The organism is Shinella sp. BE166 (genome assembly GCF_051201095.1).
Lineage (GTDB): Bacteria > Pseudomonadota > Alphaproteobacteria > Rhizobiales > Rhizobiaceae > Shinella > Shinella lacus.
Window position 1 is genome coordinate 416,227 of sequence record NZ_JBPEHL010000004.1, and the last position, 18,898, is coordinate 435,124.

At 64.7% G+C, this 18,898-nt stretch carries 17 protein-coding genes; 12 read left to right on the top strand and 5 right to left on the bottom strand.

What is annotated here, in order from left to right; genetic code table 11:
• The first annotated feature begins 2 nt into the window (after nt 1-2).
• Nucleotides 3-1,496 carry a lysine--tRNA ligase gene (gene lysS / locus J2Y63_RS12725; RefSeq protein ID WP_435266357.1) on the top strand — a complete coding sequence of 498 codons (1,494 nt, stop codon included), beginning with the start codon at nt 3-5 and terminating at the stop codon, nt 1,494-1,496.
• Between the two features lie 182 nt (nt 1,497-1,678).
• Here lysS and J2Y63_RS12730 read toward each other — a convergent pair whose 3' ends face one another.
• The gene (locus J2Y63_RS12730) at nt 1,679-2,395 is read right to left on the bottom strand and encodes a hypothetical protein (RefSeq protein WP_435266358.1); all 717 of its coding nucleotides are present in this window, start codon (nt 2,393-2,395) and stop codon (nt 1,679-1,681) included.
• Between the two features lie 210 nt (nt 2,396-2,605).
• Here J2Y63_RS12730 and J2Y63_RS12735 point away from each other — a divergent pair, with 210 nt between their 5' ends.
• The 6 genes from J2Y63_RS12735 to J2Y63_RS12760 all read left to right on the top strand — a co-directional run bounded on the left by J2Y63_RS12735 (nt 2,606) and on the right by J2Y63_RS12760 (nt 8,414).
• Entirely contained in the window at nt 2,606-3,496 is an 891-nt protein-coding gene (locus J2Y63_RS12735; protein WP_435266359.1) for a metal ABC transporter substrate-binding protein, read from the top strand.
• Nucleotides 3,493-4,362, top strand: a complete 870-nt coding sequence (locus J2Y63_RS12740; protein WP_435266360.1) for a manganese/iron ABC transporter ATP-binding protein — start codon at nt 3,493-3,495, stop codon at nt 4,360-4,362. Before J2Y63_RS12735 ends, J2Y63_RS12740 begins: the two co-directional genes overlap by 4 nt.
• Nucleotides 4,359-5,231, top strand: coding sequence for a metal ABC transporter permease (locus J2Y63_RS12745; protein WP_435266361.1), 873 nt, complete (start codon nt 4,359-4,361; stop codon nt 5,229-5,231). Before J2Y63_RS12740 ends, J2Y63_RS12745 begins: the two co-directional genes overlap by 4 nt.
• Complete coding sequence (locus J2Y63_RS12750; RefSeq protein ID WP_435266362.1) at nt 5,228-6,070, top strand: metal ABC transporter permease; 843 nt, start codon at nt 5,228-5,230, stop codon at nt 6,068-6,070. Before J2Y63_RS12745 ends, J2Y63_RS12750 begins: the two co-directional genes overlap by 4 nt.
• A gap of 117 nt (nt 6,071-6,187) precedes the next feature.
• Nucleotides 6,188-7,423: an NAD(P)/FAD-dependent oxidoreductase gene (locus tag J2Y63_RS12755; RefSeq protein WP_435266363.1), complete on the top strand. Its 1,236-nt coding sequence runs from the start codon at nt 6,188-6,190 to the stop codon at nt 7,421-7,423.
• Between the two features lie 40 nt (nt 7,424-7,463).
• Nucleotides 7,464-8,414 carry a nucleoside hydrolase gene (locus J2Y63_RS12760; protein ID WP_435266364.1) on the top strand — a complete coding sequence of 317 codons (951 nt, stop codon included), beginning with the start codon at nt 7,464-7,466 and terminating at the stop codon, nt 8,412-8,414.
• A 22-nt stretch (nt 8,415-8,436) separates the two neighbouring features.
• On the opposite strand, the gene J2Y63_RS12765 is transcribed toward J2Y63_RS12760, so the two are convergent.
• The 3 genes from J2Y63_RS12765 to J2Y63_RS12775 form a co-directional block, all read right to left on the bottom strand.
• Nucleotides 8,437-9,411, bottom strand: coding sequence for a squalene cyclase (locus J2Y63_RS12765; protein ID WP_435266365.1), 975 nt, complete (start codon nt 9,409-9,411; stop codon nt 8,437-8,439).
• Nucleotides 9,412-9,444: 33 nt separating this feature from the next.
• The gene (gene ung / locus J2Y63_RS12770; protein ID WP_435266366.1) at nt 9,445-10,134 is read right to left on the bottom strand and encodes a uracil-DNA glycosylase; all 690 of its coding nucleotides are present in this window, start codon (nt 10,132-10,134) and stop codon (nt 9,445-9,447) included.
• 94 nt (nt 10,135-10,228) lie between these two features.
• On the bottom strand, nt 10,229-11,395 hold the full coding sequence (locus J2Y63_RS12775) for a dihydrodipicolinate synthase family protein (protein WP_435266367.1): 1,167 nt from the start codon (nt 11,393-11,395) through the stop codon (nt 10,229-10,231).
• 348 nt (nt 11,396-11,743) lie between these two features.
• Here J2Y63_RS12775 and J2Y63_RS12780 point away from each other — a divergent pair, with 348 nt between their 5' ends.
• The 5 genes from J2Y63_RS12780 to J2Y63_RS12800 are packed head-to-tail and all read left to right on the top strand — an operon-like array spanning nt 11,744 to nt 17,684.
• Nucleotides 11,744-12,790 (top strand): LacI family DNA-binding transcriptional regulator, encoded by a 1,047-nt coding sequence (locus tag J2Y63_RS12780; protein ID WP_435266368.1) that lies wholly within the window; start codon nt 11,744-11,746, stop codon nt 12,788-12,790.
• On the top strand, nt 12,787-13,788 hold the full coding sequence (locus J2Y63_RS12785) for a Gfo/Idh/MocA family protein (protein ID WP_435266369.1): 1,002 nt from the start codon (nt 12,787-12,789) through the stop codon (nt 13,786-13,788). Before J2Y63_RS12780 ends, J2Y63_RS12785 begins: the two co-directional genes overlap by 4 nt.
• A 5-nt stretch (nt 13,789-13,793) precedes the next feature.
• Nucleotides 13,794-15,407 carry an acyl CoA:acetate/3-ketoacid CoA transferase gene (locus tag J2Y63_RS12790; RefSeq protein ID WP_435266370.1) on the top strand — a complete coding sequence of 538 codons (1,614 nt, stop codon included), beginning with the start codon at nt 13,794-13,796 and terminating at the stop codon, nt 15,405-15,407.
• Entirely contained in the window at nt 15,400-16,179 is a 780-nt protein-coding gene (locus J2Y63_RS12795) for an enoyl-CoA hydratase/isomerase family protein (RefSeq protein ID WP_435266371.1), read from the top strand. Before J2Y63_RS12790 ends, J2Y63_RS12795 begins: the two co-directional genes overlap by 8 nt.
• Complete coding sequence (locus J2Y63_RS12800) at nt 16,179-17,684, top strand: aldehyde dehydrogenase family protein (RefSeq protein WP_435266372.1); 1,506 nt, start codon at nt 16,179-16,181, stop codon at nt 17,682-17,684. The genes J2Y63_RS12795 and J2Y63_RS12800 overlap by 1 nt, the downstream gene beginning before the upstream one ends.
• A gap of 47 nt (nt 17,685-17,731) precedes the next feature.
• Here the strand turns inward: J2Y63_RS12800 and J2Y63_RS12805 are convergent, their stop codons facing one another.
• The gene (locus tag J2Y63_RS12805; RefSeq protein ID WP_435266373.1) at nt 17,732-18,784 is read right to left on the bottom strand and encodes a LacI family transcriptional regulator; all 1,053 of its coding nucleotides are present in this window, start codon (nt 18,782-18,784) and stop codon (nt 17,732-17,734) included.
• Nucleotides 18,785-18,898 lie beyond the last annotated feature (114 nt).

Here is an 18,898-nt window from a genome sequence, read left to right on the forward strand (position 1 = left end):
GAATGAACGAGAAGACAGAAACCACCCTTTCCTCCGATCCGACGGAAGTGCGCCGCCAGAAGCTCGACCAGTTGCGCCAGACCATCGGCGACGTCTATCCGGCGCATTTCCATCGCACGATGACCAATGCCGAGCTTGCGGCAAAGTACGAGACGCTGGAACTCGACACCGAGAGCGGCGACGTCGTGACGGTTGCCGGCCGCGTCTATTCCTCGCGCAATTCCGGCATGTTCATGGATATCCATGACGCCTCCGGCAAGATCCAGATCTTCAGCCACAAGGACACCACGCCGGAAGAGGCGCGCGCCCTGCTGCCGATGATCGACATCGGCGACATCATCGGCGTGACGGGCGTCGTGCGCCGCACCAAGCGCGGCGAACTGACGATCAATGCGCAGGAAATCGTCATGCTGACGAAGACCCTGCTGCCGATGCCGGAAAAGTGGCATGGCGTGGCGGATGTCGAAATCCGCTACCGCAAGCGCCATCTCGACATCATGACCAACGAGGAATCGAAGCTGCGTTTCCAGCAGCGTTCGAAGATCGTTTCCGGCATCCGCCGCTTCATGGAAAACGACGGCTTCATGGAAGTCGAGACGCCGATGCTGCACTCCGTCTATGGCGGAGCGACGGCCGAGCCCTTCAAGACGCACCACAACACGCTGAAGCTCGACATGTTCCTGCGCATCGCGCCGGAACTGTTCCTGAAGCGCACGCTGGTTTCGGGACTGACCGACAAGGTGTTCGAGATCAACCGCAACTTCCGCAATGAGGGCGTGTCCACCCGGCACAATCCCGAATTCACGATGATGGAATGCTACTGGGCCTATGCCGACTACGAGGACATCATGGACCTCGTGGAACGCCTCTTTGCCGAGCTGGCGGTCAAGATCCACGGCTCGACGGAATTCGCCTATGGCGACAAGGAACTCTCCTTCAAAGGTCCGTTCAAGCGCGTGCCGATGCCCGATTCCGTAAAGGAAGCGACCGGCATCGACTTCCTCGCGATCAAGACCGACGAAGAAGCGCGCGCTGCCGCCAAGGCTGCCGGCTTCGAAGTGGAGAAGGACTGGACCTGGGGCGAATGCCTGGCCTTCATCTTTGAAGAGAAGGTCGAGCCGACGCTGATCCAGCCCTCGCACGTCACCCATTTCCCGAAGGACATCTCGCCCTTCGCCAAGGAAGTGCCGGGCGAGCCGCGCCTCGTCGAGCGTTTCGAGACCTATTGCAACACCTGGGAACTCGGCAATGCCTTCTCCGAGCTGAACGACCCGGAAGAGCAGCGCGCCCGCATGGTCGAGCAGCTCGAACAGGCTCATGCGCGCGGCGAAAAGTCCAAGCAGCTCGATGACGAGTTCCTGGACGCCATCGACCAGGGCATGCCGCCCGCCGGCGGCCTCGGCATCGGCGTCGACCGCCTGATCATGCTGCTCACCAACGCCCCATCGATCCGCGACGTCATCCTCTTCCCGGCCCGTCGGGCGAAGGCGGACTGAGACCCACACGCCGCCGGCATGGCCCCTCATCCGCCTGCCGGCACCTTCTCCCCGCAAGCGGGGCGAAGGGACAAAGCTCCATGGTTTCCTAAAATCGGGAAGCCGGTTCCGCATATCCCTTCTCCCCGCTTGCGGGGAGAAGGTCGCGGCAGCGGGATGAGGGGCAAATCGCCTCAGCGCATTTAATGTTCGCTCGCGGCAACCTCATGCGAGCCTTCTTCAGCGGCAGCATGCTCGCCACCGCCCTCGCCTTCCGCAGCATGGCCTTCCGCCGGCGCCTCGTGGCCGCCATCGGCTTTCGCCTCGCCATGGCCGCCGGCTTCTTCCGCCACCGCATTCGGATCGACGCAGTCGGCCCGCTCGTCCATCGCCGTGACGATGGTCTTGATCTCGTCCAGCGATAGCTCCTTGCGCTCGCCGTAGAATTCGCCGTTGCCCGCGGGCATGCCGTCTGTGTAGCGCGCGACGAACGGCGCCGTCATGCCGGGGATTGAAGACGGGTCGCGGGCGAAAAGCACTTCGGCGCCGATGGCGCGTCCGCGCATGTCGGCGCGGTTCACGGGACCTGCCGCATCGAGCAGGATGACCTGGTAGAGATCGGCCTCCTCGTGATTGGACACGGCACCGGCGACGCGCAGCGCCGTCTTGATGCGAACCGCCCCGTCCTTGGCGTCGGAGCGCACATATTTGCGCAGCCAGTGCTGCCCGTTTCGGTCGAGCCGCACGGTGGTGATGGTCGTGCAGGCGACGCCGGAAACCTGTTCCGCCGGCGGGCCGAGCAGCGCGTCGCGCCCGACGAAGATCGCGGCGGCGCCCGACGCACCCGTCAGCACGACGACACCGGCGACGATGATCAGAAGCTTCCGCGACAAGCGGAACGAGGTCGGAAGGAGCTTCACGGGCGACAAACTTCTTTTTGAACGCAGAACACGGACGCGCCGAGAGCGCGCGAACTCCGTGCACTCTACCCACGGGGCGTTTCGGAAGTTTAAACGCGATGCGTGCGATTTCGGCACGTTTTTGCGAATGATTTGCAATTGCGTTGACAGGCGCCAAAAGCGCCCTATAGTTTAATGCAACTCATTCGCAAAAGCAGATCAGGAGAGCCTATGCTCCGCCGTTCGTTTCATGCCCTTCTTCTCAGCCTGCCGCTTCTGTCAGCCGCACCCGCCATCGCCCAGGAAAAGCCGAAGGTCGTGACGACCTTCACCATCATCGCCGACATTGCCGCAAACGTGGCGGGCGACGCTGCCGTGGTGGAATCGATCACCAAGCCGGGTGCCGAGATCCACAATTACCAGCCGACGCCGCGCGACATCCTCAAGGCACAGGATGCCAAGCTGGTGCTGTGGAACGGCCTCAACCTCGAACTCTGGTTCCAGAAATTCCTCGCCAATCTCGGCGACGTGCCGAACGTCACGGTCAGCGAGGGCATCGAGCCGATGAGCATCGTGGAAGGCCCCTATGAGGGCAAGCCGAACCCGCATGCCTGGATGTCGCCCAGCAATGCGCTGATCTATGTCGAGAATATCCGCAAGGCGCTGGTCGCCCTCGACCCCGCCAATGCAGCGACCTACAACGCCAATGCCAAGGCCTATAGCGAGAAGATCACGGCGCTCAGCGCGGAGATGAAGGCGAAGATCGATGCGCTGCCGGAAGACAAGCGCTGGCTCGTCACCAGCGAAGGCGCCTTCAGCTACCTCACCCGCGATTTCGGCCTCAAGGAACTCTTCCTCTGGCCGATCAATGCCGACCAGCAGGGCACGCCAAAACAGGTGAAGGCGGTGATCGACGCGGTGCGCGAGCACAATATCCACGTCGTCTTCTCCGAAAGCACCGTGTCGGCCGACCCCGCCAAGCAGGTCGCCGCCGAGACGGGCGCCACCTATGGCGGCATCCTCTATGTCGACTCGCTGAGCGAGGCGGACGGCCCCGTGCCGACCTATCTGGACCTGTTGCGCGTGACCTCTGAAACCATCGTGAAAGGCCTTTCGCAATGATGATGGGCAGCAAGCCGAAGAGGGTGGACGGCATCGTCGCCGAGGACGTCACCGTCACCTATCGCAACGGCATGACGGCGCTGCGCCATGCGAGCTTCTCCGTGCCGAAGGGCACGATCACGGCGCTTGTCGGCGTCAATGGTGCGGGCAAGTCCACGCTCTTCAAGGCGATCATGGGCTTCGTGCCGGTCGCCGCCGGCAAGGTTACGATCCTCGGGCTCTCCGTGAAGGAAGCGCTGAAGAAGAACCTCGTCGCCTATGTGCCGCAGGCCGAAGAAGTCGACTGGACCTTCCCGGTGCTGGTGGAGGACGTGGTGATGATGGGCCGCTACGGCCACATGAACTGGTTGCGCATCCCCACCAAACACGACCACGACCTGGTCGACGAGGCGCTGACACGCGTCAACATGGCCGCCTTCCGCAAGCGCCAGATCGGCGAACTTTCCGGCGGCCAGCGCAAGCGCGTCTTCCTCGCCCGCGCGCTGGCCCAGGAGGGCCAGGTGATCCTGCTCGACGAGCCCTTCACCGGCGTCGACGTCAACACGGAAGAACAGATTGTCGAACTGCTCGGCAAGCTGCGCGACGAAGGCCGCGTCATGCTGGTCTCCACCCACAATCTCGGCAGCGTGCCGGATTTCTGCGACCGCACCGTCTTCGTCAAGGGCACGGTCATCGCCTCCGGCCCGACGAAGGAAACCTTCACCGAAGCCAACCTGGAGCGCGCCTTCGGCGGTGTGCTGCGCCACTTCATCCTCGGCGGGCATGACCTGCACGACGACGAGGACAAGCGCTCGGTCAAGGTCATCACCGACGACGAGCGCCCCTTCGTCATCTACGGCGAGCGCGACACGGAGAAGACGCCGTGATCGATACCCTGCTCGAACCCTTCGGCTATGGCTACATGGTCAATGCCATGTGGGTCAGCGCGCTGGTCGGCTGCATCTGCGGCTTTCTGTCCGCCTATCTAATGTTGAAGGGCTGGTCGCTGATCGGCGATGCCCTCTCGCACTCGATCGTGCCCGGCGTTGCCGGCGCCTATATGCTGGGCCTGCCCTTTGCGGCCGGCGCCTTCCTGTCCGGCGGGCTCGCCGCCGCCGCCATGCTCTTCCTCAACCGCAAGACCAAGCTGAAGGAAGATGCGATCATCGGCATGATCTTCTCCTCCTTCTTCGGCCTTGGTCTCTTCATGGTCTCGCTCTCGCCGACGCCGGTGAACATCCAGACCATCGTTCTCGGCAATATCCTCGCCGTCAGCCCCGAGGATACGATCCAGCTCGCCATCATCGGCGCCGTCACACTGCTCATCCTGCTTTTGAAGTGGAAGGACCTGATGGTCACCTTCTTCGACGAGAGCCATGCCCGCTCGATCGGCCTCAACCCGACAGGCCTGAAAATCCTGTTTTTCACGCTGCTCAGCGCCTCCACGGTCGCCGCCATGCAGACGGTCGGCGCCTTCCTGGTCATCGCCATGGTGGTGACGCCGGGCGCCACCGCCTATCTGCTGACCGACCGCTTCCAGCGCCTGATCGTCATCGCAGCAGCCCTTGGCGCCGGCACCAGCTTCGTCGGCGCCTATATCTCCTACTTCCTCGATGGCGCGACGGGCGGCATCATCGTCGTGCTGCAGACGGTGATCTTCCTCTTGGCCTTCCTCTTCGCCCCGAAACACGGCCTCCTCGCCGCGCGCCGCAAGGGCCGGCTGGCGCTTGAACCCGCAGAAGGCGCCCAGCCATGAACGAGACGCTCGAACTCGCGATCATGCCCTTCCAGCTCGCCTTCATGCAAAACGCCTTCCTGGTGACGCTGATGATCGCCGTGCCGATGGCGCTGCTCTCCTGCTACCTGGTGCTGAAGGGCTGGTCGCTGATGGGCGACGCGGTCTCCCATGCGGTGCTGCCCGGCGTCGTCATCGCCTATGTCGTCGGCCTGCCCTTCGCGGCCGGCGCCTTCGTCGCCGGCCTGTTCTGCGCGCTCGCCGCCGGCTACCTCAAGGACAACAGCCGGGTGAAGGAAGACACGATCCTCGGCATTGTTTTCTCCGGCATGTTCGCGCTCGGCCTGGTGCTCTACGTCAAGATCCAGCCGGATATCCATCTCGACCACATCCTGTTCGGCGACATGCTCGGCATCGCCGTGTCCGATCTCGTCGAGACGGCAGCGATCGCCGCCGCATCCACGGCTTTCATCCTGCTGTTCCGCAAGGACCTGCTGGTGCATGCCTTCGACCGGCAGCACGCGTCCGCCATCGGCCTGCCCGTCAATCTGCTGCATTACGGCCTGCTTGCCGTGCTGTCGCTCGTCGTCGTCGGCGCGCTGAAGGCGGTCGGCATCATCCTGGCGATCGCCATGCTGGTGGCGCCGGGCGCCATAGCCGCGCTCGTCACCCGGCGCTTCCCGAGCATGCTGATGGTCGCGGTCAGCGTTGCGCTTGGCGCCACCTTCTTCGGCATCTGGCTGAGCTTCATCATCGACAGTGCGCCGGCCCCGACCATCGTGCTTTTGATGACCATCCTCTTCGTCTTCGCCTTCCTGTGGAACGTGCTGCAAAGCCGAAAACCCGCGCAGGAGGCCTGATCCGGCACGGGAGTGGGTCTGTCGACAGACGTCCGGTTTACGTCTATCGTCCCGCGCGATCGACAGGCGGTGCTTCGCGGCCGGTCGCAACGAAAGATAGAACAAGCACGGGACGGCATGGCGCATATCGGTATCGTCGGCAGCGGCCTCATGGGCTGTGCCACAGCGCTCAATCTGCTGGAGCAAGGCCACAGCGTCACCATCCTGGAGCGGGACGCCGGCGGCCTGCCGGCTTCCGTCGGCAATGCGGGCATCCTGGCCGTACCGGAAATCGATCCGCTCGCCCGGCCCGGCATGCTGCTGTCCGTGCCGAAATGGCTGCTCGATCCGCAGGGACCGCTCACCGTGCGTTGGCAGGACCTGCCGGCGCTCGCCCCCTGGCTCATCCGCTTCCTGCTCTCGGCACGGGCGGACAAGGTCGCCGCCAGCCGCGCCGCCATGCTCTCCCTCATGAAGACCGCGGAGGCCGATCACGTGTGCCTCGGCACCATGGCAGGCATCAGCGGCCATCTGCGCGACACCGGCGCTCTCACCGTCTTCGACAGCACTGCTGCCCGCGACAAGACCTTCGCCCATGAGGCGGAAAATGCCCGGCTGATCGGCTGTAACGTCAAGAAGCTGACGACTGAGGAAGCGCGCCGCCGCGTGCCCGCCTTGCAGGGCGCCTTCGCCGGCGCAATCTTCAGCGATGGCTACAAGACCTTCGACTATCCGCTGACCTTCCTGCGCCGCCTCCAGGCGGTGCTGCGCGAACGGGCGACGCTGCTCGATGCCACGGTGTCCTCGGTCGCGCGCGCGGAAAATGGCGTCATCGTGCGCACGGAAGGTGGACGGGAATTCACCTTCGATCGCCTCGCCATCACCGCCGGCGTCTGGTCGCGCCGCTTCGTCGCCGATCTCGGCCTGACGGTGCTGCTCGAAACCGAGCGCGGCTACAACACCACCTTCATGAACCCGTCGACCACGCTGGAAATGCCGGTCTTCTTCTCCGAGCACGGCTTCGTCGCCACCCCCTTCGAGAATGCGCTGCGCATCGGCGGCGCGGTGGAACTCGCCTCGCCGGAAGCCCCCGCCAACTACAAGCGCGCCGCCGCTATGCGAAAGAAAATGCGCCGCTACGTGCCGGATCTTCAGGAAGAAGGCGGCACGGAATGGATGGGCCGCCGTCCCTCGACGCCGGACACGCTGCCCGTCATCAGCCTGCATCCCGGCGATCCGCGCATTGCCTTTGCCTTCGGCCACGGCCATCTCGGCCTGACGCTCTCGGCGACGACCGGCCGCCATGTCGCACGCCTGCTCGCCGGCGAAGGCGACGCGGCGCTCAGCCCCTTTTCCATCGCCCGTTTCCAGTAAGCGCGCGATCTCCATAACAACAACAAACAAGAGACCGACCATGCATAAGGTTATTTTCGATACGGATCCCGGCGTCGATGACGCGATGGCGCTGCTGTTCCTGCACAATCACCCCGAGATCGACCTGATCGGCATCACCACCGTCTTCGGCAATGCCGCAATCGAGACGACGACGCGCAACGCGCTGTTCCTGAAGCGCGAATGGGGTATCGCGGCACCCGTCGCCAAGGGTGACGGCAAGACCTACAACCCGATGCGCAACCCGATCGACTGGCCGGTGATGATCCACGGCCATGACGGGCTCGGCAATATCGACGTGCCGGAAACGATCGACCTGCCGCTCGACCCGCGTTCCGCGTCCCGCTTCATCATCGAGACCGTCCGGGCAAATCCCGGCGAGGTGACGCTGATCGCCGTCGGCCGCATGTCGAACCTCGCTTATGCGCTGAAGGAAGACCCGGCGATTGCCGACCTCGTCAAGGAGGTCATCATCATGGGCGGCGCCTTCGATGTGCCCGGTAACATCACGCCCGCCGCCGAAGCGAACATCCACGGCGACCCGGAAGCCGCCGATGCGGTGATGATGGCGTCGTGGAAGGTCATCGTCGTCGGCCTCGACGTAACGATGAAGACCGTGATGACGCGCAAGCGCCTCGCCGAACTGACCGCGCAGAACGGCAAGCACCTGAAGCTGCTCTCCGACATCTCGCAGTTCTACATCGACTTCTACGGCCAGCATGTGAAGGACGAGGGCATGGTGGTGCATGATAGCTGCGCCTGCATCTACCTCGTGGCACCCGACCTCTTCACCACCCGCTCGGGCGCGATCCGCGTCGTCGCCGGCGGCATCGCCGATGGCCAGACGATCCAGAAGCCAGACAGCCGCAGCTTCCCGCCCGGCAATTGGGACGACCTGCCAAGCCAGCACGCCTGCATCGGCATCGATGCGGAAAAGGTGATGGCGCTGCTCGACGAAACGCTCGTTCGCTAAGAAGCCCGCCGGCCGGTGCCCGTCACCGGCCGGCGTATTCCTCCCACCATTTGAGGACGCGCAAGGCTCGAAGCGTAACCCAGCGCGAGGGCTCTCCCACCGCCTCCATCTCGAACCAGACCGGCCCCTTGAGCTGCCAGTCGAGCGGCCAGGTGCCGTTCTCTGATTGGCGGGCGCGCAGATGGTCGATCGCCTCCCCTAGGCGGGGATCGGGCGCCGCGCCGGTCGCGAGAGAGGCAGCACGGAAATATTCGAGCCCGCGCAAAAAGTCGTAGCGCCAGCGGTTCGGGTGCAGGAATTTCAGGTAGCGTTCGTCGGCCGGCGCGCCGGTGCTCAGGCGGCGAAAGAGGCCGCGTTCCAGCAGATATTCCTCGCCCGCCGCCCGCGCCGCGCGGGTTTCTTCGGTGGCCCCGATCGCCTGCTCATAAGCGAGCAGACCTTCAAGAACATTGATCGTCGAATGATAGGAAGACCGGTGCGAGCCGTTGCAGCGCTCGCAGTTCCAGCCGCCATCGGCCTGGCGTTCGCCGAGCAGGCGCGTGACGATTGGCGAGACATCGACGCCGAAATAGGCCCCGGCGATCACCGTGCGCCCGTTGATGCATTCCTCCACCTCGCCGTCCCAGTAAGGCTGGCCGGCATGGTCCCAACGGGAATTCCGGCCGATGAGATCGACAGTCCGCCGTGCGCGTTCCGAGGTGGGATCGAGGCCGAAGTCGTAAAGCTGCTGGAGCGAAAAGCAGGTGGCGGTCCAGGCCTGGCCGAGCTCGCGCCATTTCTCTTCCGAATAATCCGCCGGCATGAAGGCGCCGCCGGCCCATTGCCCGTCCGCATCCTGATGGGAGAGAAGTTCCGCGCCCCAGCCCTCGGTTTCCACCTTGGCGCGCTCGGCCTGCCATGCCGCTTCCGGCGCATCCAGGAGATCACGCAGCACCTGCCATCGGATCGCGGGATCCGAAGCGAGAAGCCAGTCGATGACCGAGCCGGAGGGAGCCATGGGGCGAAGTCTAGCAGCCCCGCATGTCAATTTCTATTCCGGCGTCGCTGGTAGTTGCCAGTCGATCGGCTCTCGGCCATGTTCTTTGAGGAACGCATTCGCCTGGGAAAACGGCTTGGAGCCGAGAAAACCGTTATGCGCCGAGAGCGGCGACGGATGGGCGGAGCGCAGCATGAGATGGCGGCTGCGATCGACGAAGGCCGCCTTCTTCTGGGCATAGGAGCCCCAGAGAATGAAGACGACGGGCTTTTCCTGCTCGTTGACGGCGCGGATGACGGCGTCGGTAAACCGCTCCCAGCCGCGCCCCTGATGCGAGGCGGCCCGGCCCATCTCCACCGTCAGGACGCTGTTGAGCAGCAGCACGCCCTGCTTGGCCCAATGCTCCAGAAAGCCATGGCGCACCGGCGCAATGCCAAGGTCGGTCTGCATTTCCTTGTAGATATTGACCAGAGACGGCGGGATGCGCACGCCCGGCTGCACGGAAAAGCACAGGCCATGCGCCTGCCCCTCGCCGTGATAGGGGTCCTGTCCGAGAATGACGACGCGGACCTCGTCGAGCGGCGTCAGGTCGAGCGCGCGAAAATATTCCGCACCCTTCGGGAAGATGCGTCGCCCCTCCTGCTTCTGCTCCAGCAGGAATTTCTTGAGGTCGGCCATGTAGGGGCTTGAGAATTCCGCCGAAAGCGGCGCCTTCCAGCTCTCGCCGATCTTCACATCCGTCATCGTCCTCTCCCGTCCAGCACTTGCGAAAGGAAGCGGAGTTTAACGCCGGATGGCCGGGAGAACCGGCAAAAGGGCCGGTCATCCACAGCTAATCTCAGGCGACGCCCAGCACCGTCATCAGGCTTTTCATGCGCGCGGCGGCCAGTTCCGGCTTGTCGAGCACGTTCGCCTGGTCGGCAAGGCGGAAGACGTCTGCATAATGCGTGACGCCGCGGGCGGACTGCATGCCGGCCGGCATGGTGAAATGCTCCTGGTGGCCGTTCAGCCAGGCAAGGAACACGACGCCCGCCTTGTAATATTGCGTCGGCGCCTCGAAAATCTTGCGTGACAGCGGCACCGTCGGCTCGATGACGGCGCGGAACGTCTCGACATCGCCGGCGGCAAGCGAAGCGAGCGCCTTGGAGGCCTGCGGCGCCACCGCATCGAAAATGCCGAGCAGCGCATGGCTGTATTTGCGGCCATCGCCCTCGATCAGTTCGGCATAGTTGAAATCGTCCCCGGTAAAGCACAGCACGCCCTCCGGCAGCCGGTCGCGCAGCGCGACTTCCTTGGCGTTTTCGAGCAGCGAGATCTTGATGCCCTCGACCTTGTCGCGGTTCTCCTCGATGATCGAGAGCACGGCATCCAGCGCAGGCTCGAAACTGTCCGAGCCCCAATAGCCCTTCAACTGCGGATCGAACATGTCGCCGAGCCAGTGCAGCACGACCTTGTCCTTAGCCTGGCCGAGGATATGGCCGTAGACCTTGCGGTAATCGTCCGGCGACTTGGCAAGGCGGGCAAGCGCGCGGCTCGCCATCATGATCGCCCGGCCACCATGTTTTTCGACGAAGCCGACCTGCTCCTCATAGGCCCGGATCACGTCGTCCAGCGAGCGGGCATCGGCCGGGTTGAGATGGTCCGTGCCGGCACCGCAGGCGAGATCGGCGCCCGGCACCGTGCGCGCCTCGGCGAGCGAACGGTTGATTAGCTCCTGCGCGCCGGCCCAGTCGAGCCCCATGCCGCGCTGCGCCGTATCCATCGCCTCGGCGATGTGGAAACCAAGCGACCAGAGATGATGCCGGAAAGCCAGCGTCGCGTCCCAGTCGACCGCTGGCGCTTCCCACGGCCGCACATCGCGGCGCGGGTCGGAGACCACATGCGCCGCCGCATAGGCGATGCGGTTGAAGCGCGGCACCGCGGACGGCCGGACAAGCGGCGTGCCGACGAGGTTGTAACGGGCAAGGCCACCGTCCGTCTGCGGCAGGGTAAGGCTGATCGACATGAAATCCTCCCAGGGGGTTTTCCACGGCAATAATTTAGATCGTTCCAAATTTCAAGGTGATTTTTAGCGTCTGGCGCATTGGCATACTGATCCATGACACCTCTTCAACCAAGAGAGCGCGGCATAGCCTTCCCATAAGTATCTGAAAGTCATTAAAATACTGACCTCAATGCCGACTCCGACCTCTCCAGGAAACACGCGCAATTCGAGAGAGCATTGGCAATCGACATCCCTTACCTCCAAGCCAACCGACAAAATATCTGGCAGTCCTGCTTGACAAATTTGGAACGATCCAATTAATTAGAGCCAACAAGCGGGCAGACTTCGCACCGCTGAGGGAGGATGACCGTGAACAAGAGCCGGGTGACCGTGGTCGATATTGCGCGCGCCGCCGGCGTGTCGAAATCGACCGTCTCGCTCGTCCTCCAGTCAAGCCCGCTCGTCAACGAGACGACGCGCGCCAAGGTCAACGCCACCATCCGCGAACTCGGTTATGTCTACAATCGTGGTGCTGCGAACCTCCGTCAATCCGCCTCCTCGCGCATCATCGGCATCATCGTCAACGACCTCACCAACTCCTTCTTCGCCGAGCTTGCGGTGGGCATGGACATGGTCATGCAGTCGGCCGGCTATGTGCAGTTCCTGTCGAATTCCGCCGAAAGCGTCGATCGCCAGCGCGAAGTCATCGCCTCGATGCGCGAACATGGCATTGCCGGGCTGATCATATCTCCCGCCCGCGGCACGGAAGCGTCCGACCTGAAGCCGCTGGCAGCAAGCGGCATCCCGGTGGTCGCCGTGGTGCGCAACGTGGTCGGCGCCAAGGTCTCGACGCTGTTTTCCGACAATTATGCCGGCGCGAAGGATGCCGTGCGGCACCTGATCGACCTCGGCCACCGCCGCATCGCCTTCCTGGGCGGCATCGCGAACACCACGGTCTTTGCCGAGCGCGTGCAGGGTTGGCGCGATGCGCTGGCGGAAGCCGGCCTGGGCGCACCCGACAGCTGCGTCATCGGCTCGACGGCATCGCGCGCCGGCGGGGTCGCCGCCATCGAGCGCGCGCTCTCGCTGCCCGAGCCGCCGACGGCCGCGCTCTGCTTCAACGATGCGGCCGCCTTCGGTGTCTGCGACGGCCTGCGCACCGCCGGCAAGGAGCCCGGCCGCGATTTCGGCGTGGTCGGCTTCGACGACGTGATCGAGGCCGAGACCGCCGTGCCGGCGCTGACGACGGTCTCCGTCGATCCGCAGGGCATGGGCCGGCGCGCGGCACAGATGCTTTTGAAACAGGTCAATGCTGGCCGGGTGGAGCCCGAGGCGATCGTCAGCTCCGTGCGCCTTGTGGTGCGCCAGAGCTGCGGCGCCGGGCTGAAGGACAAGACGAGGAGGATTTCGGCATGACACGGTGGGGATTGATCGGGGCGAGCACGATCGCCAAGGAATGGGTGATCGGCGCGATCCGCGCGACGGGCGGCGAAATCGCCTCCGTGATGAGCACGAACGCCGAGCGCGGCAAGGCCTATGCCGCCGAGCAGGGCATCGCGAAATCGGTGACGACGCTCGCCGAAATCGTCGACGATCCCGACATCGACGCCGTCTACATCTCGACGACCAATGAACTGCACCGTGACCAGGCGTTGGCCGCGGCCAAGGCGGGCAAACACATCCTCTGCGAAAAGCCGCTCGCCATGTCGCTCGACGATGCCCGGGCGATGGTCCAGGCCGCCCGCGACGCAGGCGTCGTGATGGCGACCAACCATCACCTGCGCAATGCCGCGACGCACGGGGCAATGCGCGAGGCGATCAAGGCCGGCCGCATCGGCACGCCGCTCTCCGCCCGCGTCTTCCACGCCGTCTATCTGCCGCCCCACCTGCAGGGCTGGCGGCTCGATCGCCCGGAAGCCGGCGGCGGCGTCATCCTCGATATCACGGTGCACGACACAGACACGCTGCGCTTCGTGCTCGACGACGATCCGGCGGAGGCGATCGCCTTCGCGCAGGCCGGCGGCATGGGCAAGGCCGGGCTGGAGGATGCCGTGATGGGCGTGCTGCGCTTCCGGAACGGCGTGATCGCCCAGTTCCACGATGGTTTCACCACCGAATTCGCCGAAACCGGCCTGGAAGTGCATGGCACGGACGGCTCGCTGATCGGCCGCAACGTCATGACGCAGCGCGCCGCCGGCACCGTGACGCTGCGCGACGCGAGTGGCGAGCAGGAATTGCCGCTCGATCACCGCAATCTCTATGAAACCGCCCTTGCGGCCTTCCACTCGGCCATCAAGGGCGACGGCAAACCGTCCGCCACCGGCGAAGACGGCGTCTGGTCGCTGGCGGCAGGGCTTGCCGTCGTCGAGGCGGCGCGCACGGGCCAGGCGGTCCGCATCGAACCCGGAATTTAAGTCCTATGAGCAAGCATATCACCCCGCGCCAGGCCGCGGACCTGATCCCGGACGGCGCCGTCGTTTCGGTCTCCTCCTCCTCCGGTCTCGGCTGCCCGGACCTGATGCTGAAGGCGATCGGCGAGCGCTTCGACGAGACCGGCAGCCCCAAAAACCTGACGACGCTGCACCCGATCGCCGCCGGCGACATGAGCGGCATCAAGGGCGTGGATTACATCGCGAAAAAGGGTCTTTTGAAGAAGATCATCGGCGGCTCCTACCCGTCCGGTCCCTCCTCCTCCGAACCGCCGTTGATCTGGCAGATGATCGGCAGCGACGAGGTCGCCGCCTATAACATCCCCTCCGGCATCCTCTTCGACATGCACCGCGAGGCCGCTGCCAAGCGCCCCGGCGTCATCACCAAGGTCGGCCTCGAAACCTTTGTCGACCCGCGCCGCGAAGGTTGCGCAATGAACGCTTCGGCCGCACGCGAACCGGTCGTCGAGAAGATCACCTTCGCCGGTGAGGAATGGCTGTATTTCAAGGCGATCGCGCCGCAGGTGGCGATCATCCGCGCCACCACCGCAGACGAACGCGGCAACCTGACCTATGAACACGAGGGCGCCTATCTCGGCGGGCTCGACCAGGCGCTCGCCGCGCGCAACAATGGCGGCATCGTGATTGCGCAGGTCAAGCGCATCGTCAAGGAAGGCTCGCTGAAGCCGCATGACGTGCGCGTGCCCGGCGTGCTGGTCGATTATGTCGTGGTCGATCCGGACCAGAAGCAGACGACGCAGACGCTCTACGACCCCGCCATTTCCGGCGAGATCTTTCGGCCGCTCGATACATTCCGCGTGCCGGAATTCAACATCCAGAAGGTTATCGCCCGCCGCGTAGCGCAGGAGCTGGAGGGCGGCAGCGCCGTCAATCTCGGCTTCGGCATTTCCGCCAACGTGCCGCGCATCCTGCTCGAAGAGGGCCTGCATGGGGCCGTGACGTGGGTGATCGAACAGGGCGCCGTCGGCGGCGTGCCGCTGCTTGATTTCGCCTTCGGCTGCGCCTCCAATGCTGATGCCTTCATGCCCTCGCCCTACCAGTTCACCTATTTCCAGGGTGCGGGTTTTGACGCCTCGCTGCTCTCCTTCCTGGAAATCGGCAAGGACGGCTCGGTCAACGTCTCGAAACTTTCCTTCCGCCCCCATGTGACGGCAGGTGCCGGCGGCTTCGTCGACATCACGGCGCGGGCGAAGAAGATCGTCTTCTCCGGCATGTTCAATGCCGGCGCAAAACTCGCCGTCGAAGGCGGCAAGCTGGTGATCGAGAAGGAAGGCAAGCTGAAGAAGCTGGTCAATGCGGTCGAGCATGTCACCTTCTCCGGCCCGCGCGGCGTGGCACAGGGGCAGGACATCACCTATGTCACCGAGCGCTGCGTGCTGAAGCTGACGCCCGAGGGCGTCGTGCTCACCGAGATCGCGCCGGGCGTCGATCTCCAGGCGCATATCCTCGACCAGTCGGAATTTGCGCTGATCGTCTCGCCGGATCTGAAGGTCATGGATGCCGCGCTCTTCACCGATGCGCCGATCGGCCTGACGCTGCCGCAGAAGGCACCGCGTGAGCTGGCAGGAGCACACCATGGCTGAGCCGCGCATCCGTATCTCCATCGAGGGCGCCATCGCGACGATCACCGTCGCACGGCCGGAAAAGCTCAACGCCTTCGACATCGACATGCTGAAAGAGCTGTCCGCCGCCTGTGACGAGGTCGAGGCGAATGCCGCGGTGCGCGTCGCGATTCTCACCGGCGAGGGCAAGGCTTTCTCTACCGGTGGCGATATCCGCGCCTGGGGCGGCATGGAGGCCAATGAATTCGGCCACGCCTGGGTGCGCTTCGGCCACCGCGTCTTCGAACGGCTGGCCACGCTGCGCATGCCGCTCATCGCCGCCGTCAACGGCCATGCGCTGGGCGGCGGGCTGGAACTGGCGGCTGCCGCCGATATCCGCATCGCGGAAACACAAGTGAAGATCGGCCTGCCGGAAGCGGGCCTCGGCATGGTGCCCGGCTGGTCCGGCACGCAGCGCCTCGTCAAGCGGTTTGGCGCGCAGGCCGTGCGGCGCATGCTGCTCGGCGGCGAAGTGCTGACGGCGGCGGAAGCGGAAACTCTCGGCATCGTCGATCAGGTCGTAGAAACCGGCACGGCCGTCGAAGCGGCGAAGGCCTATGCGGCGCGCATTGCAGCGCGCGGGCCGGCGGCGACGGAAGTATCGAAGCTGATGATCGCGGTGGCGAACAATGAAGACAATGGTGCGGCGGTGGAGGCCCTGGGCTCGATCCTCGTCGCCAAGACCGGGGACCTGAAGGAAGGCGTCGCCGCCTTCACCGGGAAACGCCCCGCAGAGTTCAAGGGAGAATGGTAATGACCGCGCATGTGAAACCCAAGGCGCTCGACAATTTCCAGGCACGCGATCTCCGCATGCTGATCGACGGCGTCTGGACGGAAGGTGCCGGCCCGGCACTTGAGCGCGTGGCACCCGGCCACGGCATCGTGGTGAGCCGCTATCCGGCCGGCACCAAGGCCGATGCGGAGCGCGCCATCGCCGCAGCCCGCAAGGCCTTCGACGAGGGTCCGTGGCCGAACATGACGGGCGCCGAGCGCTCCAACATCCTGCTCAAGGCGGCCGACCTCATCGCCGCCCGCGCCGACGAACTCGCCTTCCTCGACTGCATCGAGAGCGGCAAGCCGATCAGCCAGGCGAAGGGCGAACTCGGCGGTGCTGCCGATATCTGGCGCTATGCGGCGGCTCTCGCCCGTGACCTGCACGGCGAAAGCTACAACACGCTCGGCCAGGGCACGCTCGGCGTGGTGCTGCGCGAGGCGATCGGCGTCGTCTCCATCATTACGCCCTGGAACTTCCCCTTCCTGATCGTCAGCCAGAAGCTGCCCTTCGCGCTCGCTGCCGGCTGCACGACGGTGGTCAAGCCCTCGGAACTCACCTCCGGCTCGACGCTGGTGCTCGGCGAAATCCTTATCGAAGCCGGCGTTCCGGCAGGCGTCGTCAACATCCTCACCGGCACCGGCCCCGAGGTCGGCGCGCCGATGACGACGCATCCGGATGTCGACATGGTCTCCTTCACCGGCTCCACCGGCGTTGGTCGCCTGACCATGGCCAATGCCGCGCAGACGCTGAAGAAGGTCTCGCTGGAACTCGGCGGCAAGAACCCGCAGATCGTCTTCCCCGATGCAAACCTCGACGAATTCATCGATGCCGCCGTCTTCGGCGCCTATTTCAACGCCGGCGAATGCTGCAATGCCGGCTCCCGGCTGATCCTGCACAAGTCGATTGCGGCGGACGTCACCGCCCGCATCGCAGAGCTGGCGAAAAAGGTGAAGGTCGGCGATCCGCTCGATCCGACGACCCAGGTCGGCGCGATCATCACGCCGCAGCACCTCGAAAAGATCGGCTCCTATGTGGACGGCGCCACCAAGGCCGGTGCTTCGGTCGCCCTCGGCGGCGGTGCGCTCGATCTCGGTCTCGGCCAGTTCATGGCGCCGACCATCCTCTCCGGCGTGCTACCCGACATGACGGTCGCCCGCGAAGAGGTTTTTGGCCCCGTTCTCTCGGTGCTGACCTTCGAGACGACGGAAGAGGCGATCCGCATTGCCAACGCCATCGACTACGGCCTGTCGGCCGGTGTGTGGAGCCGCGATTTCGACACGTGTCTCACGATCGGCCGCAAGGTGCGCGCCGGCACGGTCTGGATGAACACCTTTATGGACGGCGCTTCAGAACTCCCCTTCGGCGGCTACCGCCAGTCCGGCCTCGGTCGTGAACTCGGCCGCCATGCCGTGGAGGACTATACCGAGACCAAGACCCTCAACATGCATATGGGCGCACGCACCGGCTGGTGGATGCCGCGATGAGCAAACCCTTCCCGACAACCAAGGCAGGGACCGGCTCCGCCGCCCGCTCAGGGCGTCGGGAAGCTGAATTGCGGGTTCTGCAGGATCGTCAGGTCCTCGACCGGCTCGCCGCCGATGCGCTGCAGGAGCAGTTGTCCCATCGCCTCGCCGGCCGCCTTCAGGTCCTCATAGATCGTCTCGACCTTGGGCTGGATCTGGCTGAGCAGCAGCGAGGTCTGCTTGGCGACGATGTCGTATTCCGTGCCCAGCGTAAAACCCTGGTCGCTCATGCCGGTGATGGTGGCGAGCGCCGAGACTTCGCCGGGACAGGCGAAGCCATCCGGCGCGTCGGGCTCGGCGCTGCGACGGCGCACATAGTCGCGGATCATGTCGGCGGGACTGTCGAGATCGAGCGTCTCGGGGATTTCGTAGGCGATGCCCGCCTCGCGCACCGCGGTCATGAAACCGTGCAGCATGTGCTGGTAGAAGGTGAGGCGCTTCGGCGGCAGGATGATGGTGACCTTGCGCCGGCCCTTGACGATCAGCCGCTTGGCGGCCTCGTAGGCGAAGGCGAAATTGTCGTAGTCGACGAAGGCATGCGGCGTGGAGAATTCCGTGCGGCCATGCGTGACGAAGGGAAAGCCGTTTTCGAGCAGCAGGCGCACGCGCGGATCAAAAGGCTCGGTTCGCGAAAAGATCAGGCCGTCGGCCATGCCGTTGCGGATGATGTAATTGACCGCATCGACATTGCTGCCGTCGAGAAAATTCGGCGTGACGATGAGATGGTAGGGCGTCGCCTGGAGCGCGCGCGCCAGGCCATGCATGATGGACGTGCCGAAGCCCAGGATTTCCTCGTGCGGATCGAGCAGCACGGAAATGACATTGGTGCGGCCGGTCTTGAGGCGCTGGGCGGCGCGGTCCGGCAGGTAGCCGATCTCGGCGGCCACCTCGTGCACGCGCCGGCGGGTGTTTTCCGAAATCTGCGGCGCATTGCCGAGCGCGCGGGAGACCGTGGTGATCGCAAGGCCCGTCAGTTCGGCAATGGTCTTCAGCGTCGGCTTGCCGGCACGGGGCGGGCTGCGGGCGGGTTCACTGTCGGCGGGCTTTTCGATGCGGGACACGGGTGCGTTTCTTTGGATGGCGGACGTCGATCGGCGGCACCATACCGGCGCACCCCGCCTCTAGCAATCTTGCGCTGCACAGAATTTAAAACGTTTTCCGTGCACTGCAAAAAG